This window comes from Pseudomonas sp. FP2309 (assembly GCF_030687575.1).
Lineage (GTDB): Bacteria > Pseudomonadota > Gammaproteobacteria > Pseudomonadales > Pseudomonadaceae > Aquipseudomonas.
In genome coordinates this window covers 1,609,898-1,631,214 of the sequence record NZ_CP117439.1, presented here as the reverse complement: position 1 = coordinate 1,631,214, position 21,317 = coordinate 1,609,898, and the positions used below count along the sequence as shown (strand labels likewise).

General features: G+C 58.9%; 13 protein-coding genes. All 13 read right to left on the bottom strand.

Translation table 11 applies throughout. The features are described 5' to 3' along the window. Positions 1-18: 18 nt before the first annotated feature. The 13 genes from tssA to tssC all read right to left on the bottom strand — a co-directional run bounded on the left by tssA (position 19) and on the right by tssC (position 21,287). Complete coding sequence (tssA, locus tag PSH59_RS07465; protein ID WP_305394701.1) at positions 19-1,596, bottom strand: type VI secretion system protein TssA; 1,578 nt, start codon at positions 1,594-1,596, stop codon at positions 19-21. Then, on the bottom strand, positions 1,593-4,961 hold the full coding sequence (locus PSH59_RS07460) for an ImcF-related family protein (protein ID WP_305394700.1): 3,369 nt from the start codon (positions 4,959-4,961) through the stop codon (positions 1,593-1,595). Before PSH59_RS07460 ends, tssA begins: the two co-directional genes overlap by 4 nt. Positions 4,962-4,970: 9 nt before the next feature. Next, the gene (locus PSH59_RS07455) at positions 4,971-6,089 is read right to left on the bottom strand and encodes a hypothetical protein (RefSeq protein WP_305394699.1); all 1,119 of its coding nucleotides are present in this window, start codon (positions 6,087-6,089) and stop codon (positions 4,971-4,973) included. Between the two features lie 116 nt (positions 6,090-6,205). Continuing rightward, positions 6,206-6,469, bottom strand: coding sequence for a PAAR domain-containing protein (locus PSH59_RS07450; protein WP_305394698.1), 264 nt, complete (start codon positions 6,467-6,469; stop codon positions 6,206-6,208). Positions 6,470-7,150: 681 nt separating this feature from the next. Then, entirely contained in the window at positions 7,151-7,618 is a 468-nt protein-coding gene (locus PSH59_RS07445) for a hypothetical protein (RefSeq protein ID WP_305394697.1), read from the bottom strand. 2 nt (positions 7,619-7,620) lie between these two features. After that, complete coding sequence (locus PSH59_RS07440) at positions 7,621-10,215, bottom strand: hypothetical protein (RefSeq protein ID WP_305394696.1); 2,595 nt, start codon at positions 10,213-10,215, stop codon at positions 7,621-7,623. Between the two features lie 29 nt (positions 10,216-10,244). Continuing rightward, on the bottom strand, positions 10,245-12,623 hold the full coding sequence (locus tag PSH59_RS07435) for a type VI secretion system Vgr family protein (protein WP_305394695.1): 2,379 nt from the start codon (positions 12,621-12,623) through the stop codon (positions 10,245-10,247). 2 nt (positions 12,624-12,625) lie between these two features. Further along, a complete protein-coding gene (gene tssH, locus PSH59_RS07430) occupies positions 12,626-15,295 on the bottom strand; it encodes a type VI secretion system ATPase TssH (protein WP_305394694.1) in 2,670 nt (889 codons plus the stop codon). Positions 15,296-15,449: 154 nt separating this feature from the next. Then, complete coding sequence (locus PSH59_RS07425) at positions 15,450-15,941, bottom strand: Hcp family type VI secretion system effector (RefSeq protein ID WP_248076766.1); 492 nt, start codon at positions 15,939-15,941, stop codon at positions 15,450-15,452. A gap of 23 nt (positions 15,942-15,964) precedes the next feature. After that, complete coding sequence (locus PSH59_RS07420) at positions 15,965-17,683, bottom strand: OmpA family protein (RefSeq protein WP_305394693.1); 1,719 nt, start codon at positions 17,681-17,683, stop codon at positions 15,965-15,967. Positions 17,684-17,690: 7 nt separating this feature from the next. Then, a complete protein-coding gene (gene tssL / locus PSH59_RS07415) occupies positions 17,691-18,374 on the bottom strand; it encodes a type VI secretion system protein TssL, short form (protein WP_248076770.1) in 684 nt (227 codons plus the stop codon). Continuing rightward, positions 18,371-19,726 carry a type VI secretion system baseplate subunit TssK gene (gene tssK, locus PSH59_RS07410; RefSeq protein ID WP_305394692.1) on the bottom strand — a complete coding sequence of 452 codons (1,356 nt, stop codon included), beginning with the start codon at positions 19,724-19,726 and terminating at the stop codon, positions 18,371-18,373. The genes tssL and tssK overlap by 4 nt, the downstream gene beginning before the upstream one ends. A gap of 22 nt (positions 19,727-19,748) precedes the next feature. Continuing rightward, complete coding sequence (gene tssC / locus PSH59_RS07405; RefSeq protein WP_248076775.1) at positions 19,749-21,287, bottom strand: type VI secretion system contractile sheath large subunit; 1,539 nt, start codon at positions 21,285-21,287, stop codon at positions 19,749-19,751. Positions 21,288-21,317 lie beyond the last annotated feature (30 nt).

Genomic DNA, 21,317 nt, shown 5'->3' with positions numbered 1-21,317 from the left:
AATCCTGATGTAAGAGGGTTAGCCACAGAGCACTGCGGCGCGTACCGGATCGATGGCCACCAATGCCGACAGCAGCGCTTCCATGCGCCGCGCCAGGGTGGGTTTGTCGGCGTCATTGCGCTGGGCTTTGACCCGCAACAGCTTGAGCAGGCGCGCCTTGACCTCGAAGTTCAGCTCGGGCTCCCACTCGGCCAGGGCCTGGCGTTGTGCAGTGGCGTCCAGCTCTGCCAACAGGTGGATGGCCAGATCGCTTTTGGCATACTGCTCGGCCACGCGCGCCATCAGCAGGCGCAGCAGCCAGCGTTGGCGCCCGGTATGGATACCGGGGCGTGCGGCCAGCCAGGCCAGCGCCTGGTCCACGCCGTCGCTGTCGGCCTGGGCGACTGCCTCGTCCTCCAGGGACAGGATGTCGGTATCGCCGGTCGACGGCGCCATTGAAGGTACGGGTAACCATTGCCGGGGTTGGTTGCCGCTGACGTGCTGGGCAATCCACTCGCGGGTGGTCTCATCGGCGAAGGCGCTACCGTCGCTCCAACACAGCACCTCCAGGCCCGGCAGGCGCTCAAGGAACATGCCCAGGTCACGCTTGGCGATATCGGCCCAGCGATCCTGCGGCGCGGGTTGTTTGCTCAGCGCCTGATACAGGTACCACTGCAAGTCCAGCCAGAAATGGTTCACACCCTCGGCATAGATCCGCTCGACCTGCTCGATCAACTCCGACCAATTCTGTTGCAGGTACAAACGTTTGAGCTGTGCCCGATAGTCGCTGCGCGGTGGCGTCAGGCGCGTGTTGTTGTGCGCGTCTTGAGGTGGAGCTTGATGCACGGTGTCCCAACGCAAGCTTTTCATCAGGCGGTGGGCCGCCAGCCAGCCCAAAGGCTGATCACGCAGGTATTCCGCCAAGGCCCGGCCACTGTCCAATAGATCGCGCCCGGACTTGACCTGCGCCGCTGGCGCCTGTGCAGTCGATTCATGGCTGGCAATATTCTGCGGCACCAAGGCGTCCATGCCACCGGACTGCGCCAATCTCGCGGACAGGGCGGCATACAGGGGTTCCAGATTTGGGCGCTGCTCCTGCGGCCACGCACCCAGCCCGCGCTCCAGCCAGGCGAGTGCTGCGGCAGTGCGCTCGGCCTCGGCCTTGACCACTTCCGGGTACAGCGACAGCGTGTCCAGCACCTTGCCCCCGGCCAACCATTCCAGGGCCATCTTGCGACTGTTGGGGCGGAGGGGCAGCACTGCGTCGGCAAAGCGTTCCACCAGCGCGGCCAGCAGGCTCAGGCCATCGGCCAGGCCGACTTCACCGTCCTTGTGCAAGCGTGCCCACAGGTAATAGGTGGCGACACGCAGGTCCTTGCAGTTGTGGATCAACAGCTTGTGCGCCAGTTGGGCCACCTGCTCGGCATCGGCGCCCGAAAGTTTGTTGACCTCTTCGCGCATGCGCTGGAAGTCATCGTCGTAGCCGGGGTCTTCGCCGACGGGGAAGTCGGTGCTGATGGGATGCAGCCAGGCTTGCCAATGGGCGGTTTGCTCGCGGGCGACGGACAATGCGTCGCGCTCGCCGAGGCAGCGGGCGATCAAGGTGCGCAGGCTCATGGGAAACTCCCGTTCTGCGCATAAGGCGTTTGGGCGGCGTTCTCACTGAGAAATATCTGCTGAGGCAACTTGAACCCCCTTAATTTGAGCAGCGCCAGCGGCCCCGCATCCAACTCAGTGCGCAGGTGCCAGATCAGGTTCAGGCCATCGGGCGCCTTGAGTACCATGCGGTAGCGACTGTCAGCATCGTCCAACGGCGTGACCCGGGCTTTCTCCAGCAAGCGAATCAGGCCCCAAGTGCCGGGGTAATCGCCGAATAACCGTTCGCCGGCCAGCACGCTGGTCCAGCTCAGGCTGACGCCGGGATAGTCACTACGCCCCGGCCAGTTGAAGCGCTGCCAGCTCTCCTTCTGATTGAAGTACTGGTGCTTGTCGCCGTTGAGGATGAAGGTGGTTTGCACCACATCGCGTACGGGTTTGCCCTGCAGTTCAAAACTCAGCCCCATACCACCATCGGTGTAGAGCACGTCGGCCAAATCACTGAGCTGGTTAATGGCAGTCAGAAATTGCGGGTTGAAGCGCAGCCCTTGGCTGTGGCGCGGGTCTGCCACCCAGCGGCTGCCCTCCTTGCGCAACACGCCACTCAGTTGCCGCTGCAAAAACTGCTCGATGCGGCCGGAGTCTGCGCGGATCATCTGGCCCAGCATCGGCAAGGACGCATCGCTGGCAGTGGCGGTGAACGGGTAGCGGCTGGCGAAAGCATCATCCCAATGGCTGACGATCGAGCGTTGCCACTGGCTGTTGATGCCCGCCGCCGACGGTTGCAAAACGCGTTGCCACGCGTGTTCCAGGGGTTGCACGAACAACGTTTGCGCCGCCCCGCCCCACTCTGCCCCCAGGCTGGCGGCCATCAGGCTGCCGTAAGCCTGAGTGTCGGTCAGGTCGATGCTGCGGCCTTGAAACACGGTTTGCGCCAGTGCCTGGGTCATCTCCAGCGGATCGGGCGCCGTGCTGATTTGCTGCAACTTCAAGCGCACCCGCGTCACGCGGGTGAGGAAAGATTGGAGACTGAGGCCATCGGCGCCGCTCTTGCCCTCCGGGCCTTTGCCCAGCAGCGCCAGCAAGGGACCAAAAGTGGCGTCCAAGGGGCTGCCGGGCAGGTGGGCCAGTTGGTCGATCAATGGCGCGTTGTCCTGCCCGATCAGCTGTTGCGCGGACTTCACAAGCGAGTCGGCCAACGCTTCGGTGCGGGTGCCCGCCTGAGCGTGATAGGCCACCGTGTTCATCAACGCAATCAGTGGGGATTGGCGCACATCACTCATCAGCGTCAGTTGGTCAATCACGTCGGCGAGGCTGCCGGCCTGCTGCCAGCGCAGGCTGTTGAGCAGTTCCAGCCAGGCACTGGCGTAGTCCTGGAAATAGCGTTCGGTGAGCCGCTCGCGGAGCTGGTCCGGGCTCAAGCGGGTGTCGATGTCGCTGGGCTTGTCGCTGAGCACCCAGTCGATTTCCTCGCGGCGGGCCGCGGCGATCGCGTCGATGGCCTGACGCACCTGACCCTCCCAGGCCTGGCGGGTGAAGACGCCCGGCACGCTGGCATCGGTGGAGAACAGGGCCAGGGCATCGGTGTCGCCCACCAATTGGTGGAGGCCCAGATCGGCGTAGTGATTGGCGGCGTCGTCGAGCAGTTGTTGGTACAGGCTGGCCTCGGCATTGCGTCGGCCCAACTGGCCGAGCAGCACCTGGCGGACCTGTGCCACCAGCCTGGGATCGGTCTCGATGCGCCAGGCGGGGTTTGCGCTCAGGTGTTCGCCGTAGAACTGCCACAGGTTGGGCGCCAGGATTTGCCAAAGCCCGGGAGATATACCTGCGCGCGACGGCTCAACGTCACTCAGGGTCTTGACCAGGAGACCGGCATCGGCTTTTTCCGGACGCGCCATCATCAGGTAAGCCTTGAGCTGGGCGTAGGCCTCTTGGGCACGTTCGGCACGCTCGGGGCTGTCCGGCGCCAGCTTGACCAGCGCGTTGAGCTGCTGGCGCAGCGTGGCGGCGGCCGGGTCGCGGATCAAGCGGTTGTTGGCCTCGACATAACGTGGCCACAACGTTTCGAGCAGTGCCTGATTTTGGCTCAAGCCGAAGCGTTGATACCACGGAGCGCCGCCCTGGACGCGATCGTCCAGGCGTGCCAGTTCGCGGACCAGTTCGTTGAGGGCCTGGAGTTGCTCGTCACCGTGCAAGGCGTATTGCAGGGCAGCAAGCGAGGTGTGTATCTGGGCGATTTGCGCGCGGTTGCTGACGAAAGACAGCAGCAGTCCAGCCCCCCACAGCACGGCCAATCCCAAGGCCAGCGCATAGGCGGTTCGGTGTGCGCCCCAGCCCAGTCGGCGGCCACTGGCAGCTTTATCGTTGAGAACGCCTTGCCAGGCCGTATTCACCGGCCAGAAGTGTTCAAGCGTGCTCTCAACAGGCGGCAGCGGCAGACTGAACCACAGGCCGCGTAACGGTACACCGCGGGAAAACTCGCCCAATAGCGGCGTCAGTATCTGGCGCCAACGGGCAATGCCCTCGGCCTGTAAATCGCGGGACAGCCGCAGGAGGAAGTCATGAGTCATGGCATCGTGCATTTGCGCCAGGCCCGCGCGGCGCAAAGGGTCGAGCAAACTATCCAGGCTGTTTTCCAAACCCGGGGAAGTGAGTCGTGATGGCAGCAGACAACCCACGGGTTGGCTATCGCGACCGTCCTGAGACCATGCACTGTCGCCGACCTGCCATAGGTGCAACGGCAGTTGCCAACGTAAAGCACTGGCCAGGTTTTGCAGGCGACGAACACCGGTGCTCATGGCGGCAGCATCGGTGCATTGGTCTTTGCTCACTGCCCAGACCACCCCATCGAGCGCACGCCTGCGACACAGGCCACGCCACTGTAAAAGCGACGCGTCTTGGGGATCCCCCTGAACGCTGCCGGCCCACAGCAGCACGGTGTTTTGGCCTTCCAGCCAACATTTCTTGGTCAGGTTCGGAGCGATGGCTTCAATTTGGGACGGTTCACCGACCACCAACAAGAGTCGGACTTTGCGCCGCCAGAAGACACCATAGCGTTCTCGAAGATAAGCACCATTGGGAACGGCACTTTGCGCAGCCTGAGCAACGTGAGGTTTAGGACGGGCCACTTGGGGGAAATCCTTTGCTTCTTCCTTACGATAGGCCGAACGCCCCAGTTCGCGGCCCAGCAAATGGTAACCCAGCAGAAACAGCACCACGATCGCCGTGGTCGCAGCGATCGCCAGCAGCCAAAAGATCTGGCGTTCGCTGCTTGGCTGGATACCCAACCAGTCCGGGTAGCGCCATACCATCACCCCCAGCGACATGCCGGCCAACAACAGCATGCCAGCCAGAACCCAGAAGCCTACAAAGCGTCGAAACTGCATTCGAGATCCCTATTTCGAAAGCGACAGCACAGGCGTCATCGCTGTGCTCCAGAGCCCTGCATCCGCGCAGCCGCCCCCGCTGAAAATAAACTGCGGCCCAGCGCCGCCTTGCATGGTGTGTGTTGCAGCGGCGATGGCCAGCCACGGTGCGGCTTTGCCTGAGTAGCCCAGCCATGTGTCCAAATCCTGAATTCCTTGGTCACGCGTCACCGACATGGGCACCGCACCCAGCACCGTGTTGATCGCCGCGTGACGTTGAGCCTCTATTCCTGCCCGCCAGACATGCCGCACCGACGTCGCATCCACCGGCCCCCAGTTCAAGGCTTGCGTCACGGCGTAGTGCAACGCTTCAGTCGATGGTTGCTGTTCAAGTTCCGGGCGATGCAGAACAGCCACGGGAGGCAAAGTCGTTTGCATCAAACGATTGCCAAGCAGCAACCCCACAACCACCTCCCCTGTTGCCTCGGGCTGCTTCGGTGCGAAGTGCACTGCAATCACCAGCAGCAGCGCCTGATCGTCGCTACGCTCATCGAGCCACTGGTCCACAGCGTGTAAACCAGACCCCTCCAAGACGACGAACTTCTGGCGGATACCCGAATCACGCCATGCTCGTTGCCACACACGGCCCCATGCACGATCCAGCAAGCCGCTCTCGACCTCCAGCAACACCGCCAACGGCGTTTCATCAGGTAACTGCTTCAATGATGGAACCAGTTCGGTAAACAACTGCCCCAGCGTGCGCAGCAACGCCGGCTCAGGATCTTCATTTACATCACCAGCCAAACGACTATGACGTAGCGTTACGCTGTCCCGCCGAGCGGGTTGCGCCTTTAGGGCTTTGACACCCCCGAGCAGCGCATCCAGCTGTGCTGCGGGGCTTTCGTCCGGTTTGCGCAAGGCGGTACGCAGACTTACGCTCAACACATCCAGAGCACGTCGCCCTTGACGGACTCTCTGCAGCAAATCGTACTCACGGGCCTCATCCCAGCCATCCGCCGCATGTTGCTTTCCGAGATACAGCAGCACCCTCGCAAAGCTCAGCACACACCAGCCCAGAAACGGGACGCCCAAGGCCCATCCCCAGAACATAAGCGGCTGCTGGCTCACCGGCGCCGTACTGAACAGCATCGCCCCCCCTGCCCCCAACAACAGGAAGAGCACCAGCAGACCCAGCCACCGCCACACGCGAGGACGGGCCGGCCGAATCGCCACGGCGGGCACCTGGCCCATCCTGACCGGCATGGCTAGCTGGCACCTGCAACAGACAGCGATGAAATCAACGTACAACCACACGCACAGGCGTGCCCTTCAAAGGCAATCGGGATACCGTTGTCACGGAAGACCGGGTGGCCCTCGGAGATTTCGGTGCGGCCATGGCCTGGGATTGGGCAGTCCACCGGGTCGCCTTCGCGGGCGACGCCGATACCGCCGAACTTCATGGTGGTGGAACCGGAGAGGACTTCGCCTTCGCCGGTTGTTTTGTCACCTACGCGGATGATGCCTTTCATGCAATACACCTTCTTAAAAGAACCAATAAACGAGCAACTTAGCACGCAAATTTTAGACTCAATAAACCCCCGACCAACACCTATCCCAAAAATTTATACACTTCACATTTAAATACTGAACTACTTGCCTACATACATCCCGAAGCACCGTCAACACCCCACTCCAAGTAAGCAACCATCCCCTCAAGGTCGTCTACTTATACTTCTCCACACGATACTTGAACAGCCGAATTTTTAGATATATTAAAAACCAATACCTCTGAACTTTTCGCCCCCTCCCAACACCTTCACCATCGTATTTTCTATAAAGACCATACATATAATAGTCGATGCAAAACTTAACTACCTTGTAGTCAATTTGATAGCGAACAAAGTGGTTCGACTTGAAAGCATCAAAAGCAAAATCCGCCTCAGGAAAGACAATCTCTATATTTTCTCTCTCGACCAAAGCAGTATTGAACTCCAGCCAACACCCCATCAACATAACTTGGACATAGCGCAAAACTACCTTCTCCGCCTACCTGACCCTGAAACAATGCGAGCCAGCCATCACAAATATCTCCCGGCATTGCCCATATTGGGCCAGACCAGAACATTGTAAAAAAAATACGTTATTAATGAGAAAGCCAGACACACTTAAGCGCATTAACCAAATCAATAGAACCATTTATTTGCACTAATTCAATGGCCCGTAACCCGGCTGGAAATTGGAAATTCCAAACCATCAATATCCGCATGGGCCCCACATACTCCCAACCCAAGAGCGGTCGGATCAACGCCACCCGAAGACACTTTCAATAGGTTGTATTTTTTTTCTATAAACACCACACCAAGCTTCGAATCATACTCTAACGCACCACCTTTAACAGCCATCTGAAAAGCAAAAGAACAAACATGCTGACCCGCTTGAATACTATAAAGCTCAACAAAATAACCAGACGAATTTTTCCTGACCTTTAAGGTATCTCGAAAGCTACTCGAGCAACTTTCTTCCGACCCAACATAAGTGCAAAAACTGCTATCTTTAGAATAATTCCCAGTCCAAGTAATGTCGAGATCAGCTTTTGGACCACCCCCGCCCAACGCTTTGGCCGAAGTAAAGAAGACAACGAGAGCGCAGGTAAACAAAAAAGACCATCCATTTTTCACTTCTATTTACCTCCCCTTAGATAACGAGCTCTTTGTCGCCCCTTTTCGTACTGCACCAACTCTGGAGTCTCCTCAATATAACGTGCCAGCGACTCCGGATCATTTCCTGAAATATAAGGCAACTGCCTAGACCATATACTTCCTTGATGATATGTAAAATCCACTGCAACGTCTCTAATCCTTTCATTCAATTCATTCCATTTCGGCGAATTTTGGCCTGCCACTGATTCGTATCTGCGTACGGCCGCAGCCTCGTATGCAGGGTACAAAACCTCCTCAAACAAAACTATTTGTTCCTGGTGAGAAATCGCCCCAAAAACATCACGATTCTGCTTTACAAAAGCTTGAGCACTTGGCCCAGAAAGTGTCGCGCCTGAAGAAAAGTTTTCCGCAGCCGCACTATCAAAACCAGCCTCAATTAGCTGTGCATAAACTTGAGACCTAGTTCGATGCCGCATATCATAACCACGTCCGAGTGTAACCCCTGACTTACCGGCAGGCCAATGCAACTTCCGACTAAAATATAAACTATCAACCAAATCATTACCTTCAGCATCAAATGTAACTTGCCCACGTCGCACGGTCAGCCGCCCCCGTTTTACTGCTGCATAAAAATTCCCCACCAAGCCGATAGCATGTAAGTGATACACCTTCCCATCTGCTGGCAAACCAACCTTATCCGCCACTTCCCCCCACCAACTTAGCTGTTTAATCCGTTCCTTCTCCGCCAACCAATTAATATGAGGAGTCGAACCACCATGACCAAGCATCTCATCCAACCCATCCCACTTCTGTGGTTTGTAATACCACTCGCTTTCGCAACAAATGATTAACTGCGAGATCGACTGAGCATGTGCAGGTATTCGAATTGCCGTTTGTATTTCCTCGGCGGTCATTTTCTTATTGCTATCACGATCAATAATGTCGTACAGCCGCTCCTTCATCGGCCCCGCGTCCCCGGCATCGGCTAACGGGCCGTAGCGCTGGAGTTGCTCATCAGTAAAGCGCTTAAGCGATCGAAGGAACGCCGCCATAAATGCAGGAGCAGAGGTATAGTCCGTGATGACAGCATAGCCTTGCCACTCCCAGGGACTGACCCATGGAGTAATGCCGACTTCCTCGCGCACCCAGCCGTTCAATAGCTTGTTGTCAGCATCGTTGAGAAGCTGATTAAGGCGATACCAGTTGTAAGCCTTGTGCCCCTCCATTGCAGGCACCGTGATTTTCTCTGCGGCAGGCAAACTATCAAGCAAGCTTTTGGGAACCAACAAATCGGTACCGCTTACCGTATCAGCCGTACTGAAGGTAGGTAGTTGTTTGGCATTGAAATGGTCTTGATGGGCCACAACGGCAGTACCCTTGGCAAGCTTCAGCCAAGTCCTACCCGTGGTGGGCAAATTCAACGCCCAGTTGCGGCAGCCTTCGATGAATTTTTCCACATCATCTTCACTGAACACCTCAAGGTGCAGCTTCTGTTCCGGCCTGTCGGCGGCATAGTCCTGGTACCACCCGATGTGGCCGATCATCTCTCCAGCCTTGATGGGCAGCGGCTCACTTAGCACATGTAAGCCGTCATACTGGGGGACACGCAGACTTTGTAGCGACTTGATATAGACGTATTGAGTGATGTGCTCCAACTTTCGAAATTTGCCCTCACCACTGACCTTGACTTGGGTTCCGGTCGGCAGCTTTTGGCCAATGGTTTTACTTTGAACCGTCGGGTCGACATGAACGTTCAAATCATTTTTGAGGCGATACTCTCCCCCTTCGACCGGCTCCAGACGGTCGAAATCAACGTACCCAAGCAACGAGCCATCCTTGTTCTGCAGGTAACTTGGCCCCGTGGAGTTTTCCAGTTTGCGGAAATCACCTTCGCCGCTGACCGTTACCTGTGCCCCTCTCGGCAGAAGATCGAGTACTTTACCTTGGTGCGCCCGATGACGAACATTCAGTCCGTACTGTTTGGGAGTCCCGGCACTTACATCTTTTGCGGTCTCCGGAACGAAACAAACTTTACTCTCCGGCCAAAAAGCGGGCCGAGCAATGGTTAAATCACCTTCGTAGGTTGCCCCGTCTTGCAGGTGCATGTACAAACTGTAGAAAAATAGACTGGGAGGAGACTCCGTTTCCCCCTCAATCTTCGGCGGCTCCAAACGGTGACGAACTAACACAAAGTTGCGGGAGTAAGGCTTCATCACATGCAGTTTATTGACAACATAAGCTGTTTTTGCTGAATTCTTATCAATATGGTAGGCCACTACCTCACCATCAGCGATACAGTGCACGCCAGTCTTATCTAAATTCTCCGAAGTACCGCTGTCAAAATGCACACCACCATGCCACAGCCCGCCCACTCCCAGTGGATATGAACCCGCCACCGCATTCGCCAACTGCGTGAGTTGTTGTAGCGGATTGCTTTTATCCTTGAGCGGGTGACTCCAATTTTTGATTGCCTCAGGTCGCAACGCGGCAGTGACCGGAGACAACAGGATAGGTTTTCCATCAGGCGTCGGATAGAAAGGCTTCTGCGAGCTCCTCGTTTGCGAGTCACTTGGGCTAAATGTATTGGTAAGCCGTTTGAAAACACCATCAGCCATGGTGCGCCCCTCCTGGTCACGAAAAGAAGTCATCCCGAGAATACCGTCGAACTCAAAGAGTCAGCGTCATACTCAGTCACCGGGGGAAGTTGTGGCATCTGCGCTACTTGTTTGGCAGCCCCTACCACGTACTCGTAGCTCGCCGACTTGACGATATAATCCCCTTCGGTACCCGATTCGATGCTGAACGGATCCAAGGTGATGTAGCTGCCGCCGGCGTTGAAGATGATTTTCTTCTTGGCGGTAATGCGGATCTCGTCCTCTGTGCTGCTGATCTCCAGCCCACGGCGTGCCATCAACTCCAGCTTGTCGTTCTGGGCCTGAATGCTTACCGCACCCTGGTTGGCGATCAGCTTGATGCCCAGCTTGCGCACAAATACGCTCAGCCCCTGCCCCACGCCCATGAACAGGCGCTTGACCACGCTGATATCGGCTTGCCCGCCGGCGTTGAGCATCAGGTGGTGCTCAGCGGCCAGTTGCAGATGGTGGCCGCTGGTCAATGCAATGCCCTGTGGGGCGCTGAGCAGCAGTACCGCCGATTGGAGTTGCTCCAGGTCTTTCTGCAGCAGGTTGAGTTGCGCCTGCACGTCCGCCGGATCGGCCTTGCTGGCTTCGGCATCCACGGAGAGGGCCTGCAACTGCTCGCCGGCCTGCTGCAACCGGCCCACGGCGGCGGTCATCTCCAGCATCGGCCCCTGCGCGCGGCGCTGGGCATCGGCACTGATAAACAGGCCTTTGCCGCCACGGATCGCGGCATGCCCATCGGTGCGCAATTCCGCACCCTCGCCGCGCGGCTGGCGCTCAGCATCCACCAAATGCCCAAGGTTGAGTTGGCTCTTACCACTGTGCTCTGTGCTGAGCTTGATGTGCTCCTGCCCGCGGGTGTCGTCCATGCGCAGTTTGTTGTTGGCCGGGGTGCGCAGTACGTTGCGCTTTTCGTTGCGCAGGGTCACGTGGTCCACATGCCGGCTGTCGTGCATGGCATGGGCGATGTAGGGACGGTCCGGGTCGCCCTGTTCGAAGGCGATGGCCACTTCGGTGCCGGCAATCAGTGGTAGATGCAGGCCGTGGGTATCGCCAGCGTAAGGCCGGGCCAGGCGTAGCCAGACGCTTTCTTCGCCGGCCTTCCAGCTGTCGCGATCGAACAGGAAGTTCACCCGGTAGCGCCCTTCGAGGTCGATATTCGCGTAGGGGTCGTTGGCCTGCGGGCTGGTAACGCGGGCCGGAACGGTGCCGGCGATTTGGGGTTTGGCTTTCAGTTCGGGGCGAAAGCACACGGTTTCTGAATAGGGGATGGCTTCAAAGGAGGCGATGAAGCTGCTGTCACGGGCGGCGGTGGTGATCAGGCCGGTGATCACTGCCCCTGGTGTAAAGGCCTGCGGCGCGCCGCCGGAGACCTTGAGCACCTGGCCCGGTGCCAGGGTGGCGCTGCTGCTCACGCCACTGAGTTGGGTCTGCCCGTTCAGATAACGTTCGTGGCGCAGGCGCGCGTAGAAGTAGCCGCTTTCACTCTGAAGGTCTTCGTCCTGATCCAGCCGATCGCCGAGGGCGGTATAGGGTTCGGCGTAGTGGTAAGCCTCGCCGTAGGTCGTTGTGGCGCCCCGGCTCTGGTCGATTTCCCCGCTCAGGTGGGCGCTGGCATCGCGATGGTGGTAAGCCCGGAAATGCACCTGCTGCTCGACTACCTGGTGCTGCGATTGCAGTTGCCACACCGCATCCTGCCCGCTGCTGCCCAGCCCGGATTGCGGCCGAAGGGGCAGCTTGACGCCGAATTGGTAGAGGCGTTGATCGTCGCAGAACTCGATCACATCGATACCCAGGCGTTCGTCGCTGGTGAAGCGGTACCAGATGCCGACCTCGGCCAGCAGGCGGGCGATAAAGGCCAGGTCGCTTTCGCCGTATTGCATGACCTGTTCGCGCCTGGGGTATTCACGCTTGAGGCTGAACAGGAAGTCCTGGCCTTCCAGTCCGTGGCGACCGCGCAGGATGCTCTCGACAATTTCCGGCACTGATTGGTGCTGGTAGATACGGAACTGCCGGCCGCGACCGAGCAGGGCCAGGCGCGGCTGCAAGGTGATCTCATAGGAGGCCTGGTCATTGGAGCCGGACTGGCGCTTGAAGCCGGTGACCACGCCATGCAGGGTGCGCAGCGGTTTGACCTCCGGTGCGCTGAAGCCTAAAGGCGGCGGTTTTAGCGGCGGGGCGTGCAGGCTGAATCTGGCGTCCTGGCCGAGCAGGCTTGCTGCGGCCAGGTCACGTTCGGTGCTGGTGAACTCGACGCGATAGGTGAAGGGCTGACTCAGGTGTTCCTGGCCTTCAAAAGCCAGCACATCGAGCCGGGCCTCGACGTTGCGTACCTTCAGCGTATGCCGACTGTGATCAAAGAAGTGTCGCAATCCACTGGACATGCTCATACCTCCAGAGCGACGGGCTGCGCCGTGTCTTGAACATCGGTGAAGTGCAGGCTGATACCGTCGTCGTCGCTGTAGCCGAGCCTCACTCCATGGGTGCGCTGCTGCGCCGCCCGACGCTCCAGCAGTTGCTGGCTGATAACCGGCAGAATTTGCTCGTTGAGCAGGCTGTCGATATTGCGCGCGCCTGAATCGGGCAAGAGGCAGGCGGCAACCAACGCATCGTTCAGGGCGTCGTCAATCCGGCACTCCAGTCCGTAATGGCGTTGCAGGCGCGTGGCGACCTGGGCCAGCTTGATCGCCACGATGCGCTTGAGTGCGTCGGCTTGCAGCGGGCGATAGATGAGGGTTTGAAAGCGTGCCAGCAATGCGGGCTGGAAGTGCTCGCGCAAGATCGGGCGCAGCCGTTGATGCAGCACGCTGTCCGGTGCATCCGGTTGTTCCTGCGCACAGGTTTGCAGCAGGTCGCTGCCAAGGTTGGAGGTCATGAGAATGACGGTGTTGCGAAAGTCGATTTCGCGTCCTTCGCCATCGCGCATGAAGCCGCGATCAAAGATTTGGTAGAACACATTCAGTACGTCGCGATGGGCCTTTTCCACCTCGTCGAGCAGCACAACGCTGTAGGGCCGTTGGCGCACGGCTTCGGTGAGCACACCGCCCTGGCCGTAACCGACATAGCCGGGCGGTGAGCCTTTTAGCTGGCTGACGGAGTGGGCTTCCTGGTACTCGGATAAGTTGAGCGTGATCAGTGATTTTTCGCCGCCGAACAGGCTGTCGGCCAGGGCCAGGGCGGTTTCGGTCTTGCCCACGCCGCTGGTACCGACCAGCAGGAACACGCCCAGCGGCGCCTTGTCATCGGTGAGGCCGGTTTTAGCCGCGCGCAGGCGCTGGGCCATGGCGCTCAGGGCCGGGGCCTGCCCGATGACACGCTCGCCCAGTTGCTGCTCCAACAACAGCAGATTGGCCTGTTCATTCTTGAGCAAACTGCCCAGTGGCACCCCGGTCCAATCGGCAATAACTTGCGCCACGCTACGCGCGTCGACATCCAGCGACAGCAGCGGCTGGTTGCCCTGGACATCGCTTAACTGCCGTTTCAACTGTGCGCAGCGTTCGCGCTGCGGCGGCTGCGCCTGACGCGCATCAATCAGTTGCAGGGCCAGGTCAAGCTCTTGCTGGTATTGCTGCTCCAGATTGATGTACTGGCGTTGCAGCTCGGCATGTTGCGCGGCAATCACTGCCAGGCGCTCATCAGCACCGTTGCCGCCAAGCTGCTGATCCTGCTCGAGGGCTTGGCGCTCCAGTTCCAGCGCTACTTGCCGGGCACTCAAGCGAATCAATACCTGCGGTTCGCAGTCCAGGCTCATGCGCACCCGGGCGCTGGCGGTGTCCAGCAGGTCGACGGCTTTGTCCGGCAGCTGGCGCCCGGTGAGGTAGCGCCGCGACAGGCTGACCGCAGCCTGCACGGCCGCATCCTGAATGTGCACGCCGTGATGGGTGGCGTAGCGCCCTTTGAGGCCGCGCAACATCAGGCTGGCACTGGCATCATCCGGTTCATCGACCTTGACCATCTGGAAGCGCCGCTCCAAGGCCGCGTCGCGCTCGAAATACTGCTTGTACTCGCTCCAGGTGGTCGCAGCGACAGTGCGCAACTCGCCACGGGCCAAGGCGGGCTTGAGCAGGTTGGCCGCGTCGGCGCCGCCAGCCTGGTTGCCGGCGCCGATCAGTGTGTGAGCTTCGTCAATGAACAACAGTATCGGTTGCTCGGATTGCTGCACGGCGTCGATCACGGTTTTCAGCCGTTGTTCGAACTCGCCTTTGACGCCTGCGCCAGCTTGCAATAATCCCAGGTCAAGGGTGCGTACGCTGACCGCTTTGAGACTGTCCGGCACCGTGCCGTGGGCGATGCTCAACGCCAGGCCTTCGACCAGTGCCGTTTTGCCAACGCCAGGCTCGCCCACCAGGAGCGGGTTATTCTTGCGCCGACGGCTGAGGATATCGATGACCTGGCGGATTTCGTCATCACGACCAAACACCGGGTCGATCTTCCCGTCCACTGCCTTTGCGGTAAGGTCCTGAGTGAATCTGTCCAGCACCGCCTGCAACGCATCATCCTTTTTCACGGCATTGGCAGGGAGCATGGACGGCTCAACCGACGACGTTGCAGGATCGTTCAACGATCCTGCCCCCTGCAGGTCGGCGCGCTCCTCGGAGGTCTGCTCCAGTAGCACCGTCAACCGCTGCAATTGAGCCTCACTGAGGCTGAGCAAGGGCCATGCGGCTTCACACACCAGCAAGCTGGGGGTTTCCATCAACGCACTCAGCAGGTGGACAGAGCGCAGGCTGTCGTTGTTGCCTTCCAGCGAGGCCCGCAACCAGGCGTTCTTGATCAGTTGCTGCAACGGTTCCGACAGCTGCGGCTTGCTCTGTACGCTACGTGGCAGACCATCGATATGCTCCAGCAGCCCGTACCACAGCGTTTCCATATCCCACTCGTAACGACGCGCGATCACGGTCAGATCACCGTCTCCCTGCCCCAGCAACTTGAGCAGCCAGTGCTCAATGGTGATGTGCGCGTGCGCACGGTTCTGGCACAGCGACGCCGCTGCACTCAATGCCTGGGCGCAGTAAGGGTTGAGACGGCGAAGCAAGCGGGTGGAATGGGCTGCCATACGGTTACATCCTTGTTCGGGGATCTGGGTGTGTCATCGATAAAACCGGCCGAGGAGTTGCAATTCGATGTGTTTGGCTGAACGCCCGCGAACGGACGCTCAGCCCAGCACACCGGGAGCAGCAGGCAAGAACCCACCTGCTGCTCCGCACGCATCAGGCGCTCTGACGTTCATTCCAGGAATCGGAGTGGATGATGTTGCCGTCCTTGTAGGTCCAGGTGACCTTCTCGTAGCGCAACTCAATCTGTTCGAGGTGGTTGTGCTTCTCTTTGCCTGGGTCTTTGACGTCGTGCATTTTCGGTGCGACTTTCACCACCTTGACGTTTTCCAGCTTGGTGATGAAGTACTCGACTTCCTGCCCGGCGTCGTCGATGCGGTACCACTTGAACTCAGCACTTTTGAGGGTTTGGCCGGTGGTCACGGCCTTGTAAAGGTAAGGGCTGGACGCGTCGATTTCCTTGGAGAACAGAAACGGGGTGTGTACCCGCGTACCGGTCAACTTGCCGGTGTTGTTGTCGGTGGGGATATACAGGCTGTGGTCCTGGGCAACGACTTCGATGCTGCCTTCGCGCTTCTGCACATCCACCGAACCTTTGATGTTTGCGCCGCCGTCATCTGTCAGCCAGAGGTAAACGGGAATTGCCATGTGAAACTCCTTTTCTCGGGAATTTAAATGTCGCTGGATGCGACAGGGGGTTGTCTGTCCGGCCCGGCGGTAGAGAGCGCGCACGCACCTGCCTCGGGTACCAGACGGATATCAACGCGGCGGTTGGCTGCACGCCCCGCCTCGGTGTCGTTATCAGTGATCGGTTGGCTCGCGCCGAAGCCCTGCACAGCAAAACAGCTGTCGGGAATGCCACCCATCTGCTGCATCCAGGCATGTACGGCGGCGGCGCGGGCATGGGATAGGCGAAGGTTGTTCTGCGGATCACCGGTGGCATCGGTATGCCCGGCGATCACGATCAGCCAGCCTGGCTGCGCCTTGATGTCGACCAGCGCCTTGATCAGGATCTTTGTCGAACCCGGCTTGAGCTGGGCGCTGCCAGTGGCGAACAGCGACAGACTGTCCAGCAGCACCGGCTTGGCAATGCGCACGGGGGCCGCAGCGGGCGCAGGTTCAACATGAGCGGCCAGTACCGCCAGCAACGGCGCACGAAGGCGTTCTGCGCGATACAGGCCCAAGCCGAATGCAGGGGGCGCGCCGTGACGGTAGTACGCGTCCAGACGCTGGGCGTCCTGACGAAGAATGGTCACAGCCTCTTCACGCCAGAGGAATTCTTTTTGCTCACGCTGGGTCGGCTGGGGAATGGCGGAATAACGCCGTAAATCATCACTGACTTGGCGTACCAGCAGGGTGTTCTGCCATGCCGAGCTTGCGAGTGCCACGGCAGCGGCAAGGGCAAACAACCACAGGGCTGCGACACTTGCGCGCTGCACAGGAGTGCGTAGCGGGCCGAGCGGGAGCAGGTTGAGTAGAGAATCCGGGAAAGGCAGAACCGCATCCTTCGATGCTGATCGGCGGTCAGTCAGCGCCACTCGACTGCACAACCATTGCCGCCACAGATTGCCCTGCGCGGCGCAGGGCAAAGCCGGTACGAGCCTGACCGCACAAACCGTCGCCAACCCTGGGGAGCGCCGAGTGGCAAGGTACGGCAGCACCGCTGCGTGCAACCAGGCCACGAGACTGTTCAGTTGTACACCGGCATGCATCCGCGCCGACTGTACGGAGGAGTCTGCGCTGTGCTGCTGCCACTGATCCAAGCTGACACAGGCACCCGCATCCCGCACAAGAACGTCAGTCCGGTCATTGACCCAAGTGAACCAAGGATTCTCGCCCTGCGAGGTTTGCAGGTAGCTCACCAGCAATAACGGCAGTGCAATGCCGCGTTTACGTACCAAAGACAATTGGTGACTGAAGGCCCGCACCTGACCGGCGAGTACAGCACCATCACTGTGCGCACCGGGATTAACGGTGAACATCACACTGAGTTGCCCACCCCAGCTTGGGCGTAACGCCAGGATCCCATCGGTGAAGGCCAGCAGTTGCTCCAGGCTTGGAACACGGATATAGCAACCTTGTTCGGTTACGCGCAAGGCCATTTGTTCGGCCGGAACCCTGCCGAACAAGCCATCCTGGCCGTCACCGCAGACCAGCACGACAGGATGGCGAAAGGCTGCCGCAGGCAGGAGTCTGTTATCAACCGATGAAACCAATGCACGGCGTTGGGCTACACGACGCCCCAACAGTACCCAGGCCCACGCAACACAAGCCACTGTGATCAACACACCCAACGCTCGCACCCACAGGCCGAGTGGAATGATGACCAGCAAAGCGAAGGTCAGAGCGCCCGCCCACAGGCAAAGGGCTCGATGCAGGTTCAAGGTCATCTCGCCCTTACCCCTGATCCGGCAAGAGCGAGGCAACAGCGTCGCTCAACAGATGATCCAATCCCCACCAGGTGGCTGTCAGCAATAAGCCCACGGCCACCATGTGGATCAGCGGTGATCGCAGCCAAGCCAAACCTGCAATGACCTCACCGCCACCCGGCTGCGTTATCAAGCTTTGACTGACGTTAAGCGGCGTGGTCCGTGCACCGAGAGCAACCAACAACTGCTCGCGCTCAGGATCACTCAGGTCACGGTAGCGTCCACGAAAGCCCAACATCAATACCCGCTGAAAGGCCGTCAGCACATGTGGATCCGGGGCGGGCTCGCGCAAGACTTCGCGCATGTCCTCATACAGAAATTCACCCGCCTGATGACGATTGAAGAACTTGGTCTGCAGCGGTCCGCTGGCCCAGGAGGCGTGCTCGTCACCTTCGGCGCAAGTGAGTACGGTCTCATCAAGTAACGCGCACTGAGCGTGACTGATGTGGTCGATGCTGCGCTGACTCAGGCCCGACACTTTCAACTGCTGCCGAACGTGCTCAACCTGCTCGACACACAGTTGCGACAGGTCCTGGCTGCGCGTCACGGAGGCGCCCTGGCGCAACTCGACCACCAGCAGGTAGGTGTCCTGCAACAGCGCATCAATATCCACAGCCGCCGCTGTGCGTTCTTTGGAGGCAGTCAGGTTCATGAGCGCAGCACCGCAAACAGTTCAAGCTTCACGTCGACCAAAGTGCTTGGCACATAGAAAGCGCATACCCCTTCGTCCAGCACCGCCTGCCCCTTGGAATGATCGAGGTCCAACGCGAAATACTGGTTCTCCAGGCGCAATGGAATCGCCGCCGGCACATGGCTGAGAGAGTGCAGTGGAACGCCGTCGAGTGCAGCGTTGACCAAGTGATTGACCTCGTCAGGCGTACCGATCTTGCACAGGCGTGGGAACTGGTCCTGCAACTGCGCGGCGGGCAATCGGCAACGCACCGACAAATAAAAATCAGCCCCCTCACGCTCGCGCAGGCGCGGGTCGTTCAGCGTGACCTGCCAGCGATTGGCGCCCTGCTCGTCCAGCTCCAGAGCAATCACCCGCGACGGCAGGCTGGCTTCCAGCAACAGGGAAATGGTGTGCATCAAAGGCGGGAACACAGTCTCCAAAGACTCGTGCCGGTAGGCTGGAATCTTGTCGACATCGTGCTCCAATGAGAACGTCAGCAGGCTGCCGGCCAGCTTTATCAGTTGCTGATAGACCTGCTCGGGGTGCCGTGCGGGAAACGCCTGAAGGTCCGACAATACCGGTTGATAGGTATTCAAGGCATTGAGCAACCAGAACAGCGACACATCGGCCACGGCAAAATCGGCCATGCGTTGGTTGCTTTCTCGGCGCATGCCCATCAGCCGTTGCCGCTTGGCCGATAACTGCGTCAACAGGTTGTCCAACTGGTTTAACAACCCGGCATGGGCAGCGAAGCTCAGCAACGGCGGCACATAGGCCGGGTCGAGGCTCCAGGCGCCCTGCCCGTCACGCACCAGTCGCGCGATCGGGCAGGTCACGTAATCAGCATTGTCATCGCGATGCAGGCGCAGGCTCAGCGCGTGCTCCATCACACCGATTGTCTGAACCTCATCCGCATAGATGTCTTGTACCTCACACCACGCCTGGCGATAGCGCATCGGGCGATCAACTCTGCCGCCCTCAAACAGGCAGTTGTTGCCATTGGCCTGCTCCAGTGGCAAGGCCAAGTGCAGCAACGCGTGGTGATCGTCATCACCCAACAGCTGCGCCAGCTCCAAGGCTGGAGGCAGGCGATCTACTTGCTCAGTGTCGATCCAGGTACCATCGGGCATGCGCGCACGCAACTGGGTCGCCTTGAGTTTGCCCAGCCGCAAAGCCTCCAGGTCAAAGCCTGCGACCTGAACACCCCAGGGGTGGGCCAGGGTCAGACGGGCGAGCTGCTCGTTGGCCCAAGCCTCCCAGCGCGCCTGCTGCTGGAATTGCTGCGGGCACAGCAGCGCCCCGGCAGCCCATAGAGGGCGATCGATTTTCATGGCATCGTTCCCTACGACTGAGTCAGGCTTTGGCCTTGGGCATCTGCGAAACCAACGACAGGTTCACGTCCATACCCTCGACCTGGAAATGAGGCACGGCGTACAACTTGATACGGAAGAATCCGGGGTTGTCCTCGATGTCTTCCACCGTCACCTTCGCATCCCGCAGCGGGTGTGAGGCCTGCAGGTCATCGCCGGGATCAGTCATTTCGGTCACCAGCCCGCCGATCCATTTATTGAGTTCCAACTCCAGCAAACGACGGTCTTTGGTGGTGCCGATGTTTTCGCGCTGGATCACCTTTAAGTAGTGAGCGATGCGCGATAACAGGAAGACGTAGGGCAAGCGGGCGTTGATGCGGCTGTTGGCGGTGGCGTCAGGGGTGTCGTACAACGCCGGTTTCTGGACCGAGTTGGCAGAAAAGAAGCACGCGTAGTCACGGTTTTTGTAATACGAGAGTGGAATGAAGCCGTGGTTGGCAAATTCGAACTCGCGAGTTTCCGGAATCATCACCTCGGAAGGGATCTTCACCTGATTGCCGGTGCCCAAGTCATACAGGTGAATCGGGAGATCCGTGACCGCACCACCGGACTGAGGCCCACGAATCTGCACACACCAACCATTGGCAATGAAGCTTTTGACCATGTTTGCAGCAAAGGAGAAGGCTGCGCTCACCCACAGGTACTTCTCGTGGTCAGGCCCTTTGACACTTTCGCCATAGTTGAAACTGCGCACAGGAGCGGTGTCCGGCCCGTAAGGCAAACGGCCCAGCACCCTTGGCGTGAGCAGACCGAGATAGCGCGCATCATCGCTCGCAGCCAAACTGTGCCACTTGATGTATTCGGCACGATCCAGATAGTTTCCAATGTCCTTGATAGCCGCGACGTCCTCCATGGTTTTCTTGCCGAAGAATGCCGGCCCGACGGAACCAATGAATGGCATATGCGCCGCGGCAGCCACCTTGGAAATATTGCGCAACAGAGTGATGTCCTGCGGCTGGTTATCGAATTCGTAGTTGGAAATGGCGGCGGCAATGGGCTCACCACCCGGCGTGTCGTACTCCTGGGTGTACGTATGCGCGTAGAGACCGCTCTGGGCAATTTCCGGCGCATCGTCAAAGTCCTGCACCAAGTGATCTTTACTGACATCCAACAACTCAATTTTCACGTTCTGACGAAAGTCGGTCTGATCAATCAGCGACTTTGTGCCACGCCAGATAGACTCAACACGTTGAAAGTCTGGATGATGCATCACCGCATCCAGTTGGCGGCTTATTTGAACATCCAAGGATGCGATGTGCTCATCCAACAGCGTCTTGTCCAGACGCTCAACTTTCTGCGACGATTCTTTGAGCACCTTCAAGAACACACTGACTGCAGCGGTGACCCGCTCATCGGCAGAAGCCTCCGACAATGCTTCCGTACACTGAAACATGTCAATATCCCCCAGTTCTGAAACCGGGCTCAAATTGATCTTACTGAACAGTGAACTGTAGACACCGCTACTTTCTTCAGACAACACAACAGCGTCGCGCGATTGCACGTTAGAGCTTTCAACAGACATTTGATAACTTCCTTTTAAGCGAACCGAGGC

Bases quoted from the DNA above. Each gene is read 5' to 3' on its own strand.
- tssA (WP_305394701.1), bottom strand. From the start codon at position 1,596: ATGAGCCTGCGCACCTTGATCGCCCGCTGCCTCGGCGAGCGCGACGCA.
- PSH59_RS07460 (WP_305394700.1), bottom strand. From the start codon at position 4,961: ATGCAGTTTCGACGCTTTGTAGGCTTCTGGGTTCTGGCTGGCATGCTG.
- PSH59_RS07455 (WP_305394699.1), bottom strand. From the start codon at position 6,089: ATGCTGTTCAGTACGGCGCCGGTGAGCCAGCAGCCGCTTATGTTCTGG.
- PSH59_RS07450 (WP_305394698.1), bottom strand. From the start codon at position 6,469: ATGAAAGGCATCATCCGCGTAGGTGACAAAACAACCGGCGAAGGCGAA.
- PSH59_RS07440 (WP_305394696.1), bottom strand. From the start codon at position 10,215: ATGGCTGATGGTGTTTTCAAACGGCTTACCAATACATTTAGCCCAAGT.
- PSH59_RS07435 (WP_305394695.1), bottom strand. From the start codon at position 12,623: ATGTCCAGTGGATTGCGACACTTCTTTGATCACAGTCGGCATACGCTG.
- tssH (WP_305394694.1), bottom strand. From the start codon at position 15,295: ATGGCAGCCCATTCCACCCGCTTGCTTCGCCGTCTCAACCCTTACTGC.
- PSH59_RS07425 (WP_248076766.1), bottom strand. From the start codon at position 15,941: ATGGCAATTCCCGTTTACCTCTGGCTGACAGATGACGGCGGCGCAAAC.
- PSH59_RS07420 (WP_305394693.1), bottom strand. From the start codon at position 17,683: ATGACCTTGAACCTGCATCGAGCCCTTTGCCTGTGGGCGGGCGCTCTG.
- tssL (WP_248076770.1), bottom strand. From the start codon at position 18,374: ATGAACCTGACTGCCTCCAAAGAACGCACAGCGGCGGCTGTGGATATT.
- tssK (WP_305394692.1), bottom strand. From the start codon at position 19,726: ATGAAAATCGATCGCCCTCTATGGGCTGCCGGGGCGCTGCTGTGCCCG.
- tssC (WP_248076775.1), bottom strand. From the start codon at position 21,287: ATGTCTGTTGAAAGCTCTAACGTGCAATCGCGCGACGCTGTTGTGTTG.